Genomic DNA, 16,854 nt, shown 5'->3' on the forward strand with positions numbered 1-16,854 from the left:
ACAGGGATGGAACAGAAAGTGTTAAGGGCGGTGATGGTATGCCTGTTGCTTATGTCTATGGCGATACTTGGCAGGGAAACGGCGACATATGTGGAAACGGTAAATGTCGTGAATGCCTTGCAGGGGAATAATGCGGACACGGACGGAATACCGACGGTAGTGATCGATGCCGGCCATGGCGGGGATGACCCGGGGAAGATTGGTATCAACGGAGCACCGGAGAAGGATATCAATCTCCGGATCACAGAGAAACTGAGACAGTATCTGGAGGCAGACGGAATCCGGGTGGTGCTGACCAGAGAGACGGAGGATGGATTGTATGATGCATCTGCTCCCAATAAGAAAGTGCAGGATATGAAACGCCGGATCGAAAAGATTGAGCAGACGGATCCGGTTCTCACGGTGAGCATCCATCAGAACAGCTATCCGGAAGAGTATGTGCACGGAGCGCAGGTCTTCTATTATAATGGCAGCAGCGGAGGGGAACAACTGGCAGGGCTGATCCAGACACAGCTGGTCCAGGATCTGGATCCGGAGAACCACCGGCAGATCAAGCCCAACGACAGCTATTATCTTTTGAAAAAAACCAAAGGAACCATCGTCATTGTGGAATGCGGCTTCCTGTCCAATGCGGCAGAGGCGGGAAAACTGTGTGACGAGGCCTATCAGGACAGAGTGGCATGGTCGATCCACAAAGGAATTTTACAGTACATTAACGGGATACAGAGGGATTGAAACGGGAAATACAAAATAAAGGCACGAGTTGTATACACAGTGTTATTATGATAATATAGGATTTGTATGTTATGACAGAATTTTATAAAGTTACGGGAGAGAAAATGAGTCGATATCAAAAAATAAGAAATGTTCTGTTGACCGTGATCGTGACACTGGCATTGCAATGTACATTTGAAGTCTGCCTGGGAGGATACGTGGATTCGAATCTTGTCAATGGGCTGAATAAACTGTGCGGAGCATTTACGGTGCTGGATTATACAGACCTGTTAACGGCTGCGGCAGTATTTGTAATGCTTAAGGAAGTGAAGAAAAGAGAGGCGAAGACAGATGTGGCAACGTTGGTGCTTTCTGTTATTCTGTCATTCCTTCTTATAGTATGTATCAGCTTTAAGAAATATGATTCTGCCATTTTCCTGTGGGGCAATTCTTTTCAGATACTATTATCCACGTTCTGTGTTTTGGGGTTTGCAGTGTTATTGTATCTGGTATTGCGCCTGGTATATTTTGGGCTGGAGCATGTGGAATTACCCGCAGAGCAGGGCAAAAAGCACCTACAGATGGTGGGCTTTTTTGTAATAGCCTTCAGCTGGCTGTTCTGGATCCTGCTAAATTATCCGGGAACTACCAGTGGGGACGGTCTGGTGCAACTGAAACAGTTTCTGGGTGAACAGGACTGGGGAGCGGCACATCCGCCATTTTCCTCCGCAATTATGGGAATCTGTTTTGTGCTGGGAAGAACCATTGCAGATGCCAATTTCGGCTTTTTCCTGTATTGCCTGCTGCAGACACTGGTAGGGGCCTATGCTTTTTCCCTCAGCATGAAAAAACTGCAGGAGCTGGGAATTTCATGGAAATGGTGTGCCGTGGGAATCCTGATTTTCGCCCTGACACCTTTTTGGGGAACCTATGCCCAATGGTTTGAGAAAGATCTGCTGTATGCGGAAATGACGGTGTTACAGGCAGTATATCTGATGTCGGTACTGAAAAAGAAGGAATGTGGCGGGAAAGATGCGGCGGGACTGATTGTATTCAGTGTATTATCCTGCCTGCTTAGAAATAACGGGATCTATGCGATTGTTCCGGCACTGCTTTTGCTGGCAATTTATCTGAAAGGCAAAGAACGCAGGAAGGCATTCCTGGTATTGCTGGCAACTGTGGTGATCTATGAACTGATCACGGTGGTGGGATACAGAGCGTTGATCGATGTGGGAAAACCGGCAGCTTCCGAGGGGCTGAGCGTACCGTTCCAGCAGACGGCGAGATATGTCTGCGAATACGAAGATGAGGTTACGGAATATGAGAGACAGGTGATCAATGATACCCTGAACTTTGATGCTATGAAAAATTATGAACCCCGGATTTCGGATCCCATCAAAATATTATATCGAGGCGGAGACCTGGGGCCCTACATGAAAATATGGGTGCAGATGTTTTTCAAACATCCGGGATGCTATGTGGCGGCATTTGTCAACAAGGGCTATGGCTATCTGGCACCGGTGGAACAGAACATAGAGGCCTGGATCCAGCTGGAGTATCCGGAATATGCGCAGGAACAGGGAATTCATCATACATTCCCCATTCAGACATCGGAGTTTCTGCTGCAGATCTGGTTCCTCAGTATGCGGCTGCCGCTGATCAAGTATCTGTGTACTCCGGGATTGTATACCTGGATTCTGGTAGTGCTGGCATTTTTCCTGTGGAAAAAGAAAAGATACAGTGCGTTGATACTGTTGGTTCCCAGCTTTATAAACGTGTTGGTGTGCCTGGCATCCCCCATGTCCAATGCAATCCGCTATGAACTGCCGACCGTGGCGGTGATTCCGCTGCTGGTCGGATGGACCGTTTATTCTATACACACAACATCCCGGCAGACCGGAGAGGAATAATCTTTCCATTTGACTGGGGATATGATATACTATATCCAAATGCAATTTAGAACACAGAAGGTAAAAACATGGAGACTGAGATCATAAAGATTCGTCCCGGAGATGGCCCCGTCAGCGAAGAAGATGAGGAGAAACTCCGGGCGGCGGGAGCAATCCTGCAGCAGGGAGGACTGGTGGCTTTCCCTACCGAGACCGTGTACGGGCTGGGGGGAGATGCACTGAATCCTTCGTCTTCCCAGAAAATATATGCGGCAAAGGGCAGACCGTCCGACAACCCACTGATCGTTCATATTTATCGGTTTGAGGACATTTACAAGATTACAAAGGAGGTACCGGAAGAGGCACGGAAGATCGCGGATGCTTTCTGGCCGGGTCCCCTGACCATGATCCTGCCGAAATCAGACGCGGTGCCTTATGAGACCACAGGTGGTCTGGATACGGTAGCGATCCGTATGCCCTCGCATCCGGCGGCGCAGAAGCTGATCAAATACAGCGGGGGATATATTGCGGCGCCCAGTGCCAATACTTCCGGCAAGCCCAGTCCCACAGTGGCAAAATATGTCGAAGAAGATATGATGGGGCGGATCGATGCCATCATTGATGGCGGTGAGGTGGGGATTGGCCTGGAATCCACCATTATTGACCTGACGGTGACACCGCCACAGATCCTGCGGCCCGGATACATTACCCAGGAGAAACTGAGCACAGTGCTGGGAACAGTGGATACGGACACCACGATCCTGCGGGCAGACAGCGGACAGGCACCCAAGGCCCCCGGAATGAAGTACAGACATTATGCACCCAGGGGAGAACTCACCATCGTAGAGGGAACCCCGGAGCAGGTAAGGGAGTATATTAACCGGGCTGCGGCAGCAGACCATACCGCAGGAGAGAAGACCGGAATCATCGGAACCGAAGAAATGCTGTCCGGTTATATAGCAGATGTGGTGAAAAGTGTCGGCAGCCGTAAGGATGAGGGCAGTATCGCCAGACATCTGTACACCATTCTGAGAGAATTCGATGATGAAGGTGTGACAAAGATCTATTCCGAGGGATTTTCCACGGAAGGCTTCGGACAGGCCATTATGAACCGGCTGTTGAAAGCAGCGGGCCATAAAGTAGTAAAACTTTAAACAGAAAATACGAGGAGAAGGAAAATGATAGCAATTGCAAGTGATCATGGCGGATATGATCTGAAAGAAAGAGTAAAGAAATATTTAGAGGAGAAGAACATTCCATATCAGGATATGGGATGTGACAGCAAGGCAAGCTGCGATTACCCTGTGTTCGGACATGCAGCGGCAAGGGCTGTGGCAGACGGTACCTGCGAGAAGGGCATCGTGATCTGCACCACCGGTATCGGTATCAGCATTTCTGCCAATAAGGTAAAGGGGATCCGCTGCGCACTCTGCTCCGATCCTCTGTCGGCGAAGATGACCAGACTGCACAACGATGCCAACATGCTGGCAATGGGTGCAGGCATTGTCGGTGAGAACCTGGCGCTGGAGATCGTGGAGACTTTCCTGAATACACCTTTTTCCGGAGAAGAGAGACACAGCCGCAGAATCAGCCTGATCGAAGAGGTTTAATGCATTACACAGACACGAACAACAACGAAATATCATTATAACAAATACAAAACACAGGAGGACAACAATATGTCAAAAGTAGTAGTTATGGATCACCCCTTAATCGAGCAGAAGATCGGAATCATCCGCAGAAAGGAGACCGGTACCAAGGACTTCAGACAGAACATCAGCGAGATCGCAATGCTGATCGGTTATGAAGCTACCAAAGATCTGAAGCTGGAAGAAGTAGAGATCGAGACCCCTATCTGCAAGACCACCGTGAAGCAGTTAAAGGGTAAAAAGCTGGCACTGGTACCTATCCTGCGTGCAGGTCTGGGTATGGTAGACGGTATGTTATCCCTGATCCCTGCTGCAAAAGTAGGACATATTGGCCTGTATCGCGATCCTGAGACCTTAAAGCCTGTAGAATATTACTGCAAGCTGCCTGCAGACTGTGCAGAGCGTGAGGTATTCGTGGTAGATCCCATGCTGGCTACCGGCGGTTCTTCCATCGCAGCCATCCAGCTGTTAAAGGACAAGGGCTGCAAGAGCATCCGTCTGCTGTGCATCATCGCTGCACCCGAAGGTGTAAAAGCTATGCAGGAAGCACATCCGGATGTGGATATCTATATCGGAGCACTGGATCAGAAGCTGAATGATCATGGATACATTGTTCCCGGACTGGGAGATGCAGGAGACCGTATTTTCGGTACCAAATAAAGGAGACACCCATGAGTGCCAAACGCAGCGATTATATCAGCTGGGATGAATATTTTATGGGGGTGGCCCACCTGTCTGGAATGCGGTCCAAGGACCCGAATACCCAGGTGGGAGCCTGCATTGTCAGCCCGGACAACAAGATCCTGTCCATGGGATACAACGGCTTCCCCAAGGGTTGTTCCGACGATGAGTTCCCCTGGGAGAGGGAGAACGACAATGACAGGAATCTGACAAAGTATCCCTTTGTAACACATAGTGAACTGAATGCTATTTTGAATTATCGTGGCGGTTCCCTGGAGGGGACGAAGCTGTATGTCTCTCTTTTTCCCTGCAATGAATGTGCGAAAGCCATTATCCAGGCGGGGATCCGCACGGTGGTATATGACAGCGATAAGTATGAGGGAACTCCGTCCAACCGGGCAGCCAAGCGGATGTTTGACGCGGCCGGAGTGAATTACGTGCAGTACCGTAAGACGGGCCGCATGATACGCATCGAGGTCTGAAGCAACAGATAAAAGGAGTAAAACGGTTGAAGCGCCTACAGAAGACAGCTGTGCTGCTTACAGCAGTGATCCTTGCAGGAGCCTTTTCTTCAGAAGATATCAAAGTGGAAGCTACCAGCAGTACCTGGCAGCAGATTCAGAAAGAGCAGGAAGAGAAAAACAACCTGCAGAATCAGCTGAATGAGGAAAATGATAATCTGGAGAACCTGAAGGGAGAACAGAATTCCCTCAAGGGACAACTGAATAATCTGAACGGTCAGCTGACGGAAGTCAGTAACAATCTGTCAGATCTGGAACAGCAGATCGCAGACAAGGAGCAGGAGATCGCGGATACCCAGGCCAGTCTGGAAGAGGCGAAAGCTACGGAAGCATGGCAGTATGAGTGTATGGTGATCCGGGTACGGGATATGTACGAGCGGAATGAGACCAGTTACATCAACGCTTTGCTGAATGCCCAGAGCTTCGATAAACTGCTGAACGCTGCGGACTTTTTTGAACGGATCGCAGCCTATGACCAGAAGAAACTGCAGGAATTCGAAGAGAACCGCAAGCTGATCGAAGAGGAAGAGGCGAGACTGCAGGCAGAGAAAACGGAGCTGGATAGTCTGAAGATGGCAGCGGAAGCCGAGAAAAGCAAGGTGTCCGGTCTGATCAGCCAGACATCTAACAGCATTGCAGAATATGCCGGGGATATTTCGGAAGCAGAGCAGAGAGCCCTGGCATATGAACAGGAGATCAAACAAAAAGAAGAAAATCTGGAAACACTCCGGAAAAAGCTGGCAGAAGAGATCGCCATGTCCCAGAAGGCGGCAAACGCAACCTGGCGGGACATTTCGGATATCTCCTTTGAAGAGGGAGACCGTTATCTGCTGGCAAATCTGATCTATTGTGAAGCGGGCGGAGAACCCTATGACGGTCAGCTGGCGGTAGCCAGTGTGGTTATCAACCGTGTCAGAAGTTCTGTTTATCCCAACACAGTGGTAGGAGTGATCTATCAGAACAAACAGTTCTCACCGGTGGCTAGCGGACGTCTGGAACTGGCATTGGCCACCAATAAAGCCACCAGCCGCTGCTACCAGGCGGCAGACGAGGCTATGTCCGGTGTGACCAATGTAGGAAACTGTGTATATTTCCGCACACCGGTGGAAGGACTGACAGGTATCAATATCGGCGGACACGTATTTTATTAAACGAAAGCGAAAATCTATGAGAGTCAACAGCGTAGAACAAAAGGGTTATGCAAATAGAATCATGGACTGGAAGATCTTCGTAAGGCAGGATCTGGTAGTAGCCAAGGCGTCGGAATTTTTCTATGAATTCGTAGGGGAGAATTCTTTCCGGCCGGTGAGTGAGCTGCTTCTGCCGGAAGATGGGGAGCTGTTGAAAAAAGCAGTGGAGGCGGATACGTTCCAACCGCTGGAACTGATCACGGTGCTTCACAATCTGAAGGACAGTGTAAGGAATGTGTATCTGCGTCTGGAACAGAGTGAACAGACGGAGAACGGGATTCCGTTGTATCAGATCACCGTTTCAGATATTCATGATCTGGAGAACCGGAATTTACGACTGGAGCAGAGAATTCTGAAGTACCGTCATTTTATGACATTGGAAGATGTTTACTTTTTTGAATATCTGATCGAACAGGACAGTATTACGGTCTATAAATATGTCAACGAGCGGGCCATGAACCAGTTTGAAGGGCCTATGAATGCGCTGATCCGGAATGTGGAACAGGCACATGAGGGCAGTGATATTTCCAGACTGGAAGATCAGCTGCGGACCTTTTGCGCACATCTGCGTAACGGGGACGATTTCTTCGAGATGGAATTCGTCAGCGGGCAGGAGGACAAGGGAATATGGAAGGTCAAAGGCGCACGGATCCCGAAGAAGCGTGATATGGTAGCGGGCATCATAACCCCGGACAGAAACCGGGAGAAGGAAGCCTATTATCTGACTCCGGCAGCCAGAGATGCCGGAACCGGTCTGCTGAACAAGCGGGCATGGACAGAGTACACCATCGAACAGCTGAACTGCAAGGATCATAGTACCAGATGGCTGGTGATCATTGATATTGATGATTTCAAACATATCAATGATACCTATGGACATATTTTTGGTGACCAGGTCATCCGGAGAGTGGCGGAGATCATGCAGGTGCTGGTGGGACAGCGGGGCGTGATCGGACGATTCGGCGGAGACGAGTATGTGATCCTGTTGGAGAAAGTGGAGACCAGAGAACAGCTGAAGACACTTTTGAAGACCATTGCGAAGGAATTTGCTCTGGCATTTGATCCGAAGACCCATGTGACAGCTTCTATCGGCGTATCGGAGTATCCGGTAGATGGAAGCGAATACGAGGAACTGATGCGCAAGGCGGATAAGGCACTCTATCTGGCCAAGGAAAAAGGCAAGAACCGCCATATCATCTATGAAGAGAGACTTCACGGCAAGCTGGAAAGCGACGATATGCAGAACATGGCTATGGCCTATGTGGTATCTAAGGAGAAAAAGCGGGAAGTCATCACGAAGATGATCACCGAACTGTGTGTATCCGATGTGAACTCCATTGTAAAAAAGGAAGAACGGCTGCAGCAGATCCGCAGTCTGTTTGATCTGGACGGAATCACAATTTATTCAGAGGCAGGTGCACACCTGGTATGCCGGAATGGTAATTACATGGTAGAAGTACCGGATGGAAGAGGACTTTTTGAAGATGAGAAGTATCTTGCGCTATTCGGGGATGATGATAATTTTATAGAATCCAACACATTGAAACTCAGATCCCAGGATCCGGCGGCATTTGCCGTGATGCAGAAGCAGGAGATCGGTGCTTTCCTGCAATGTCTTTCCCGCAAAGAGGGAGTGCCGAATGTGATCGTGAACTATGATGTGTTCAACCGCAACCGTAAGTGGTCGGATGAAGATATTACACTGTTGACGATTCTGGGACACTGCATCGGAAACCTGCTGAACTATTCAGAGTAAAGTAAGTGAGAGCAGAAGCTCGTCGGACACTTGTGCCCGTAAGAGCCTATGCTCTCATTTATTTTGCGAATGTGTTACTCTGAATAGTTCTGACCAGGGAGCAAAAAGTAAGCACTGCAGCTACAGCCCGCTCCTATCCAACGGATTCTGCAGCCTGTCGAACTTGTCCCGGTAGATAATGGTGATCAGGTTGTTCAGCTGGCGCAGGCAGGCACTCATCTGAGCCTGGGTGATCAGCCCCTTTTCCAGAGCCTCGGCCAGCTCGTCCAGATCCACGACATGCATCCTTCCATCGGGATAGAGGATAATGTCAGCCAACAGATCCGTGACGATCAGGGAATTATCTTCCGGCCGGGAAGTATATTCCACAATATCGCAGTACCAGTACAGCAGAGAACCGTCATGGCGGTAGAACTTGCTGATCTTGAAGCCTTCCTTGAGATAATAGCAGGAACAGCCGTGGGAAAACGTGGTCTTGGGATTCAAGGTCTTCCATTTGGTCAGAATGTAGTCTTCGTTCTGCTCGACGATAATATCATCCTTTAATAAAATGCATTCTTCCGGGATCAGCCGTTTACGGTAGATCTGAAGTTCGTTGCTCATAGAGTTTCTCCTTTGTGCGGTGTGCTTTACAACGGTCACAGTTCCGGAAACGGGATAAAAGGCCTGGGAGGGATCGTGTGAGGACACAGCGTCTTCTCCATCCAGATCATATCATGCCATGCATCCTGCTTGTAACCGGAAGCGTGAAAATGTGCCACGGTTTTATAACCATGCTTTTCGTGGAAGGCGATGCTGGGAGGATTGGGGTAGGTGATGCAGGCACAGACATTGCAGACGTGCTGTGCGGTCAGGTATTCCTCCAGCTTTTCGTATAACAGACTGCCGACACCGCTGCTTCGAAGATCCCGGCTGACATAGATGGAAGTCTCCACAGACCAGTCATAAGCAGCGCGGCTTTTAAAAGCGGATGCGTAAGCATATCCTGCCGGCTCCCCGTCCAGTTCAGCCACCAGGTAAGGATAACGGGTAAGAGTGTGACGGATCCGGTCCGCAAATTCTTCTGCGGAAGGAACGATGTACTCAAAGGTAATAGAGGTATTTTCCACATAAGGGGCATAAATGGCAACCAGCCTTGCAGCATCCTCAGGGGTGGCGATACGGATCCGCAGCTGTCTTTTGATGTCTGTAGTCTTTATTCGCGTCATCCTTCTTTCTATAAGGGTGTAAAGTCACTGAATAGTTACTCAAATAGTACTTCCGGAGAGATTTCAAGTCAATCTTTTTTTCGCAGGATTTTATAGATTTTTTACCATCTGGACAGGAGGATTTTACTGGACATCATATTAAGATTTCGTTATAATGACTATAGGTTTGCCCTGCAGTGGGAAAATATTTTCAAAAATGTACAAAAATAAATGCTGAGAGCAGAAATCAACACAGGAGGACACAGTGTCAAGAAAAAAGAAACCCTACGACAGACAGGTGTTTCGGGCGATCACACTGATCATGCAATTTGGTATCAATATGTTGGTACCGATCTGCCTGATGTCCGCAGCCGGCATCTGGGTGGATAAACATTTCGGAACGGACTTCTGGATGATCCTGCTTTTCTGTATGGGAGCTGTGGCCGGAGGGCAGAATGTATACCGGATGGCCAGGACAATTTATGAAGACGGCGATGATAAACACACTAAAAAAGATAAATAGAACGGTTCTGGAGATGGATCTGGGGATCTTGTTCCTGGGAGTGTCAGCGCAGATCATAGGAGCATTTATTGCAAAGGATGAAGCAATGTATGCCAAAAGTCTGTGGTTTGGCGTTCTGCTGGCGCTGGTTTCCACATATCATATGTACCGTTCCCTGGACCGGGCATTGGACCAGCCCGAGAAGACTGCTACGAAAATGATCATCCGTGCCTATGTCTTACGATATGTCATGTTGATTTTTTTCCTGTTGGTGATGATGAAGACCGGAGTGATGAATCCTCTGATTTTCTTTTTCACCTATGTTATATGTATGAAAGTAACGGCATTTCTACAGCCGCTTACCCATAAATTATGCAATAAACTGTTCCACGAGACGGATCCGATACCCCAGGCGATGCCGGAGGAGACTGCGGAAGACAAAACTGCTCCGCAGACTGCGGAAGAAGCGGAAGCCCCGAAGGATGGAGAAGTGACAGAGGAACAACAGAATAAACAATAAGGAGGTGAAACAATGGAACATGGAATTCTGTTATCCGGTGCCGACAATATCGACTTTATGATACATGGCGTGTTTAAGTATTACTTTTTTGGCCATGAGGTATGGATAACGACCACACATGTGTGTGTGCTGATCGTCATGTTGCTTATCATTGGTTTTGCCATTGCTGCCAACCGCCAGATGGCCAAAGCCAGAGAAGTGCCGGAAGGTTTTCAGAATGTGGTGGAGCTGATCGTGGAGAAGCTGGATGCCATGGTGGATGCTCCCATGGGCAAGGCCGCACCGAAGTTCTACAACTACATCGGAACAATCTTCATCTTCATTCTGGTGAGCAATATTTCCGGTCTGTTAGGCCTGCGTCCCCCCACAGCGGACTACGGCGTGACATTGCCTCTCGGTGTTCTGACCTTCCTGCTGATCCATTACAATCAGTTCAAGTACCAGAAGCCGAAGGAAATCTGGGAAGGCATGTGTTCCCCGCTGCCCCCCTGGCTGCCGATCTGGCTGCCCATTAACCTGATCAGTGAGGTCGCAGTACCGATTTCCCTTTCATTACGTCTGTTTGCAAACGTATTGTCCGGAACGGTAATGATGGCACTGATCTACGGACTGTTGGGTGTGATCGCTACAGCGTGGCCCGCAGCACTGCATGTATACTTTGACCTGTTCTCCGGAGCCATCCAGACATACGTATTCTGTATGCTGACCATGACTTACATTGCCAATGCAAGAGGAGACGCTTAAAGCTGTACTGTTCAGGTATGGCTATCTGAAACTATGCTAGAAAGATTCTGATAAGAATCTCAATAATAGGAGGATTTACTATGGATTTTAATGAAAACTTTATCTTAGGCTGTTCTGCAATCGGTGCTGGTCTGGCAGTTATTGCCGGTATCGGACCCGGTGTAGGCCAGGGTATCGCAGCAGGACACGCTGCTGCAGCAGTAGGACGTAATCCCGGAGCAAAGTCCGAGATCACTTCTACCATGTTATTGGGACAGGCAGTTGCCGAGACCACCGGTCTGTACGGTCTGTTGATCGCTATGCTGCTGCTGTTCGTAAAGCCCTTACTTCCCTGATTAAACGAAAGGAATGCGGATGAAAATGATACTATTAACAGAAGGCGAGACCATGTCAAGACTGTTTGACCTGGACTGGCAGCTGCTGGCAGACTCCTGCCTGATGATCATTGCCATCTTCGTATTGTTCCTGGCACTCAGCTATTTTCTGTTCAATCCGGCCAGAAAGTTCTTAAATGATCGTAAAGAGAAGATCAGGGGAGAACTGGAAGAGGCAAAGGACAATCAGGAAAAGGCCGCAGAACTGAAGGCACAGTATGAGGCGAAGTTGAAAGACATCGACAAAGAGGCGGAGGACATCTTAAGTGATGCCAGAAGACGGGCTCTTCAGAACGAGGAGCGTATCGTCACACAGGCCAAGGAAGAGGCAGCCAGAATCCTGGCGAGAGCACAGGAAGAAGCCAGACTGGAAAAGCAGAAAATGTCCGATGAGATCAAACAGGAGATCGTATCCGTGGCATCTGTCATGGCAGGTAAGCTGGTAGGCGCTTCCATAGACACCACCAGACAGAACAGCCTGATCGAAGAGACGCTGAAGGAAATGGGTGAGGATACATGGCAAAATTAGTTTCCAAAGTCTATGGAGAAGCCCTTTTCGAAGCGGCAGTCGACCATGGAAATGCGATCCAGCTGATGAATGAGACCGCACAGCTTGAGAAAATATTGGAAGACAATCCGGATTTTGACAAGCTGATGAAACATCCCGGAATCCCCAAACAGGAAAAACTCTCCATGGTGGAACAGGTCTTCCGTGGCAGAGTCAGTGATGATCTGACAGAGTTTCTGAAGATCGTGGTGACCAAGGAACGTTACGGCTCATTAAAGGCAATCTTTGCTTATTTTACCGAACTGGTCAGAGAATCTGAAAAGATGGGAACCGCATATGTGGATACCGCAGTGGAACTGACGGAGGCCCAGAAGCAGGCAGTGAAAAATAAGCTGCTGGCTACGACTTCCTATCAGACCTTTGATGTGTATTACCATGTGGATCCGACGCTGATCGGCGGAATGGTGATCCGGGTGGGTGACCGGGTGGTGGACAGCAGTATCCGGACCAAACTGGAAGATATGAAGAAACAATTATTAAATATTCAGCTGGGATGACCGGCTGAAAGAAAGGTGCGACAGATCCATGAATTTAAGACCAGAAGAAATTAGTTCCGTCATTAAGGAACAGATCGAAAGATATTCTTCCCAGCTGGATGTATCCGATGTCGGAACCGTCATTCAGGTAGCGGATGGTATCGCTCGTGTACATGGACTGGAAAATGCCATGCAGGGTGAGCTGTTACAGTTCCCCGGCGATGTATATGGCATGGTGCTGAATCTGGAAGAAGATAATGTCGGTGTCGTATTGTTGGGAAGTGCCAGCAATATCGAAGAGGGTGATATCGTCAAGACCACCGGACGTGTGGTAGAGGTTCCCGTAGGAGACGCATTGCTTGGACGAGTAGTGAACTCCTTAGGACAGCCTATTGATGGTAAAGGCCCCGTACAGACTGACAAATTCCGTAAGATTGAGCGTGTGGCAAGTGGTGTAATCACTCGTAAGAGCGTAGACACGCCGCTCCAGACAGGTATCAAGGCAATCGACTCCATGGTTCCCATCGGAAGAGGTCAGCGTGAGCTGATCATCGGTGACCGTCAGACCGGTAAGACCGCTATTGCGATCGACACGATCATCAACCAGAAGGGTCAGAATGTAAAATGTATCTATGTAGCTATCGGTCAGAAAGCATCTACCGTGGCTAATATCGTAAAAACACTGGAGGAGTTCGGTGCCATGGCTTATACCACCGTTGTGGTATCCACGGCAAGTGACCTGGCTCCCTTACAGTATATCGCTCCTTATTCCGGTTGTGCGATCGGTGAGGAGTGGATGGAGAACGGAGAAGACGTACTGGTGGTATATGATGACCTGAGCAAACATGCTACTGCATACCGTACACTCTCCCTGCTCCTTCGTCGTCCGCCCGGACGTGAAGCATATCCCGGTGACGTATTCTACCTGCATTCCAGACTGCTGGAGCGTGCAGTCCGCATGAGCGATGAATACGGCGGAGGTTCCCTGACGGCACTTCCCATCATCGAGACCCAGGCAGGCGATGTATCTGCATACATCCCTACCAACGTTATTTCCATTACCGATGGACAGATCTATCTGGAGACAGAAATGTTCAACTCCGGTTTCCGTCCTGCGGTAAATGCAGGTCTGTCCGTATCCCGTGTAGGTGGTGCCGCACAGATCAAGGCTATGAAGAAGATCGCAGCACCTATCCGTACCGAGCTTGCCCAGTACAGAGAGCTGGCTTCCTTCGCACAGTTCGGATCCGAACTGGATGCGGATACCAAGGAGAAGCTGGCACAGGGCGAACGGATCAAAGAAGTGCTGAAGCAGCCTCAGTACCAGCCCATGCCGGTACAATATCAGGTAATCATCATCTACGCAGTCACTAAGAGATTCCTGCTGGATGTACCTGTAGAGGAAATCACCAGATTCGAGAAGGAATTCTTCGAGTATCTGGATACGAAGCATCCCGAGATCCCCGCAGCGATCGCTGAGGAAAAAGTGATCTCCGATGCTACGGAAGAGAAGCTGGTAAAAGCCCTGAATGATTTCAAGGCAGAATTTCTGAAATAAGTGTGTCGGCCGCAGATTGCGGCAGAATGAGAGGTAACTATGGCATCAATGCGTGATATCAAGCGCCGTAAGACCAGCATTCAGGGCACACAGCAGATCACCAAGGCCATGAAGCTGGTATCTACGGTAAAGCTTCAGAGAGCCAGAGCAGGTGCAGAACGTTCTCAGACGTATTTTGACTGTATGTATGATACCGTAAACAATATCCTGTCCAGGGTAGGTCATCTGGAACATAAGTATCTCGTTCCGGGGGCTTCCCCCAAAAAGGCGGTCATTGTCATCACCTCCAACCGAGGTCTGGCAGGCGGTTACAACTCCAATGTGGCCAAGCTGATCACTGGACAGGAGGAGTGGAAGGCAGAAGACGTTGTGGTCTATGCCATCGGTAATAAGGGCCGGGAGATTCTGGAGAGAAAGGGATATACCGTGAAGGAATCCTATCCGGAGGTCATCGAAGAGCCCACATATGCCGAAGCAATGCTTCTGTCGGACAAACTGCTGACATCATTTGCAGCCGGAGAGATCGGCGAGATTTATCTGGCATACACACACTTCAAGAACACGGTGAGCCACGAGCCGAAGCTGTTGAAGCTTCTGCCCGTGGAATATGATGCAGAGGCGGGTGCATCCACAGAGGGTGCCGATGCGCTGATGAATTTCGAACCGGAAGATGTGGAAGCACTGGATATGATCATACCGAAATATATATCCAGTCTGATCTATGGTGCACTGATGGAAGCGGCAGCCAGTGAGAACGGTGCCCGTATGCAGGCCATGGATAATGCCACCAGCAATGCGGAGGATATGATCAGTGATCTGTCACTGAAGTACAACCGCGCAAGACAGGGAAGCATTACCCAGGAGCTTACAGAGATCATTGCAGGCGCAGAGGCGCTTTAATATTTATATTTTGCACTGCTTTTCTCTGACAGGCTTTGTATCTTCCACGCAGACACGCTTTCGCTCGGATCGAAACGTAGCGGTACTAAATTCGCGCTGAAGCGCTCATTAAGTGCCGACGTTTCTTTACGGTCTGCTTAGGAATGATACAAACCTGTCAGGGACATAAGTGCAAAATGTGAGTTGATTATGAAATGCCCGCATAGTGGGCAGGAAAGAGGTAGAAATGGCAGGAGAGAATAAAGGAAGGATCACCCAGGTCATCGGTGCCGTACTGGATGTACGCTTCGATGAGGGCAAACTTCCCGAGATCAATGACGCGATCCGCATCCCTACCAGAGATGGAGGAGAACTGGTAGTGGAAGTCTCCCAGCATTTGGGTGATGACACTGTCAGATGTATTGCCATGGGTACTACCGACGGACTTGTGAGAGGAATGGAGGCTATCGCCACCGGATCTCCCATTTCCGTACCGGTAGGAGAGAATACCCTGGGCAGAATATTTAATGTACTGGGTCAGCCGATTGATAACAAGCCGGTACCGGCAGGAGTGTCTTACGAGCCTATCCACCGTGCCGCACCGACCTTCGCAGAGCAGTCTACGGACACAGAACTGCTGGAGACCGGTATTAAGGTCGTTGACCTGCTCTGCCCTTATCAGAAGGGTGGTAAGATCGGTCTGTTCGGTGGTGCCGGTGTAGGTAAGACCGTACTGATCCAGGAGCTGATCCGTAATATCGCAACCGAGCACGGCGGATATTCCGTATTCACCGGTGTAGGCGAGCGTACCCGTGAGGGTAACGACCTGTACCACGAGATGCAGGAGTCCGGCGTATTGGACAAGACCACCATGGTATTCGGACAGATGAACGAGCCCCCCGGAGCAAGAATGAGAGTCGGTCTGACCGGACTGACCATGGCAGAGTACTTCCGTGACAAGGGCGGAAAAGATGTGCTGTTGTTCATCGACAACATCTTCCGATTCACCCAGGCCGGAAGTGAGGTATCTGCACTGTTAGGCCGTATGCCTTCCGCAGTAGGATACCAGCCTACATTACAGACAGAGATGGGTGCGCTCCAGGAGCGTATCACATCCACCAAGAACGGTTCCATTACTTCCGTACAGGCAGTTTATGTGCCTGCGGATGACCTGACAGACCCGGCACCTGCGACCACATTCGCACATCTGGATGCCACCACGGTTCTGTCCCGTTCTATTGTAGAATTGGGAATTTATCCCGCAGTGGATCCTCTGGAGTCCACATCCCGCATTCTGGATCCCAGAATCGTAGGTAAGGAGCATTATGAGACCGCCCGCGGTGTACAGGAGATCCTGCAGAGATATAAGGAATTACAGGATATTATTGCTATCCTCGGTATGGATGAGCTGTCCGAGGAAGACAAGCTGGTCGTATCCCGTGCCCGTAAGATCCAGAGATTCCTGTCCCAGCCTTTCTTCGTGGCAGGACAGTTCACCGGTCTGGAAGGAAAATATGTACCTATCAGCGAGACCATCCGTGGATTCCGTGAGATCCTGGACGGTAAGCATGATGATATTCCGGAGAGCTACTTCCTGAATGCCGGAAGCATTGATGATGTACTGGCAAAGGTTCATGCATAGCATG

19 protein-coding genes are annotated in these 16,854 nt (G+C 49.5%); 17 read left to right on the top strand and 2 right to left on the bottom strand.

Features of this window, described 5'->3' with window-relative positions:
• Window positions 1–6 precede the first annotated feature (6 nt).
• The 8 genes from ACLTOH_RS07480 to ACLTOH_RS07515 all read left to right on the top strand — a co-directional run bounded on the left by ACLTOH_RS07480 (window position 7) and on the right by ACLTOH_RS07515 (window position 8,400).
• Window positions 7–735: an N-acetylmuramoyl-L-alanine amidase gene (locus ACLTOH_RS07480; protein ID WP_022312621.1), complete on the top strand. Its 729-nt coding sequence runs from the start codon at window positions 7–9 to the stop codon at window positions 733–735.
• Window positions 736–839: 104 nt separating this feature from the next.
• Window positions 840–2,624, top strand: coding sequence for a DUF6020 family protein (locus ACLTOH_RS07485; protein ID WP_412223787.1), 1,785 nt, complete (start codon window positions 840–842; stop codon window positions 2,622–2,624).
• 68 nt (window positions 2,625–2,692) lie between these two features.
• Entirely contained in the window at window positions 2,693–3,757 is a 1,065-nt protein-coding gene (locus tag ACLTOH_RS07490; protein WP_337770162.1) for an L-threonylcarbamoyladenylate synthase, read from the top strand.
• Between the two features lie 24 nt (window positions 3,758–3,781).
• Entirely contained in the window at window positions 3,782–4,213 is a 432-nt protein-coding gene (gene rpiB / locus ACLTOH_RS07495; protein WP_022312618.1) for a ribose 5-phosphate isomerase B, read from the top strand.
• A gap of 69 nt (window positions 4,214–4,282) precedes the next feature.
• On the top strand, window positions 4,283–4,912 hold the full coding sequence (upp, locus tag ACLTOH_RS07500; protein ID WP_117465732.1) for a uracil phosphoribosyltransferase: 630 nt from the start codon (window positions 4,283–4,285) through the stop codon (window positions 4,910–4,912).
• Between the two features lie 11 nt (window positions 4,913–4,923).
• On the top strand, window positions 4,924–5,415 hold the full coding sequence (locus ACLTOH_RS07505; RefSeq protein ID WP_022312616.1) for a deoxycytidylate deaminase: 492 nt from the start codon (window positions 4,924–4,926) through the stop codon (window positions 5,413–5,415).
• Window positions 5,416–5,441: 26 nt separating this feature from the next.
• Window positions 5,442–6,605, top strand: coding sequence for a cell wall hydrolase (locus tag ACLTOH_RS07510; RefSeq protein WP_227732792.1), 1,164 nt, complete (start codon window positions 5,442–5,444; stop codon window positions 6,603–6,605).
• 16 nt (window positions 6,606–6,621) lie between these two features.
• Window positions 6,622–8,400, top strand: a complete 1,779-nt coding sequence (locus tag ACLTOH_RS07515) for a diguanylate cyclase (protein WP_412223788.1) — start codon at window positions 6,622–6,624, stop codon at window positions 8,398–8,400.
• Between the two features lie 120 nt (window positions 8,401–8,520).
• Here the strand turns inward: ACLTOH_RS07515 and ACLTOH_RS07520 are convergent, their stop codons facing one another.
• On the bottom strand, window positions 8,521–9,003 hold the full coding sequence (locus ACLTOH_RS07520) for a DUF402 domain-containing protein (protein WP_022312613.1): 483 nt from the start codon (window positions 9,001–9,003) through the stop codon (window positions 8,521–8,523).
• A 35-nt stretch (window positions 9,004–9,038) separates the two neighbouring features.
• Window positions 9,039–9,608, bottom strand: a complete 570-nt coding sequence (locus tag ACLTOH_RS07525; RefSeq protein WP_227732796.1) for a GNAT family N-acetyltransferase — start codon at window positions 9,606–9,608, stop codon at window positions 9,039–9,041.
• A 244-nt stretch (window positions 9,609–9,852) separates the two neighbouring features.
• Between ACLTOH_RS07525 and ACLTOH_RS07530 the strand changes: the two genes are divergently transcribed.
• The 9 genes from ACLTOH_RS07530 (at window position 9,853) to atpD (ending at window position 16,850) form a co-directional block, all read left to right on the top strand.
• A complete protein-coding gene (locus tag ACLTOH_RS07530) occupies window positions 9,853–10,110 on the top strand; it encodes an AtpZ/AtpI family protein (RefSeq protein WP_337630627.1) in 258 nt (85 codons plus the stop codon).
• A gap of 13 nt (window positions 10,111–10,123) precedes the next feature.
• A complete protein-coding gene (locus ACLTOH_RS07535; RefSeq protein WP_181969155.1) occupies window positions 10,124–10,609 on the top strand; it encodes an ATP synthase subunit I in 486 nt (161 codons plus the stop codon).
• Window positions 10,610–10,621: 12 nt separating this feature from the next.
• Window positions 10,622–11,353, top strand: a complete 732-nt coding sequence (atpB, locus tag ACLTOH_RS07540) for a F0F1 ATP synthase subunit A (protein WP_412223789.1) — start codon at window positions 10,622–10,624, stop codon at window positions 11,351–11,353.
• An 80-nt stretch (window positions 11,354–11,433) separates the two neighbouring features.
• Window positions 11,434–11,688, top strand: coding sequence for an ATP synthase F0 subunit C (atpE, locus tag ACLTOH_RS07545; protein WP_022154830.1), 255 nt, complete (start codon window positions 11,434–11,436; stop codon window positions 11,686–11,688).
• A gap of 19 nt (window positions 11,689–11,707) precedes the next feature.
• Window positions 11,708–12,256 (top strand): F0F1 ATP synthase subunit B, encoded by a 549-nt coding sequence (gene atpF / locus ACLTOH_RS07550; RefSeq protein ID WP_331682160.1) that lies wholly within the window; start codon window positions 11,708–11,710, stop codon window positions 12,254–12,256.
• Entirely contained in the window at window positions 12,244–12,792 is a 549-nt protein-coding gene (gene atpH, locus ACLTOH_RS07555) for an ATP synthase F1 subunit delta (RefSeq protein ID WP_022312607.1), read from the top strand. The genes atpF and atpH overlap by 13 nt, the downstream gene beginning before the upstream one ends.
• Before the next feature lie 28 nt (window positions 12,793–12,820).
• Window positions 12,821–14,329, top strand: a complete 1,509-nt coding sequence (gene atpA, locus ACLTOH_RS07560) for a F0F1 ATP synthase subunit alpha (protein WP_118730616.1) — start codon at window positions 12,821–12,823, stop codon at window positions 14,327–14,329.
• 39 nt (window positions 14,330–14,368) lie between these two features.
• Window positions 14,369–15,229: an ATP synthase F1 subunit gamma gene (gene atpG, locus ACLTOH_RS07565; protein WP_022312605.1), complete on the top strand. Its 861-nt coding sequence runs from the start codon at window positions 14,369–14,371 to the stop codon at window positions 15,227–15,229.
• A 226-nt stretch (window positions 15,230–15,455) separates the two neighbouring features.
• The gene (gene atpD / locus ACLTOH_RS07570) at window positions 15,456–16,850 is read left to right on the top strand and encodes a F0F1 ATP synthase subunit beta (RefSeq protein ID WP_022312604.1); all 1,395 of its coding nucleotides are present in this window, start codon (window positions 15,456–15,458) and stop codon (window positions 16,848–16,850) included.
• Window positions 16,851–16,854 lie beyond the last annotated feature (4 nt).

This window comes from Waltera sp. (genome assembly GCF_046969025.1).
Classification (GTDB): Bacteria; Bacillota; Clostridia; order Lachnospirales; family Lachnospiraceae; genus Acetatifactor; species Acetatifactor acetigignens.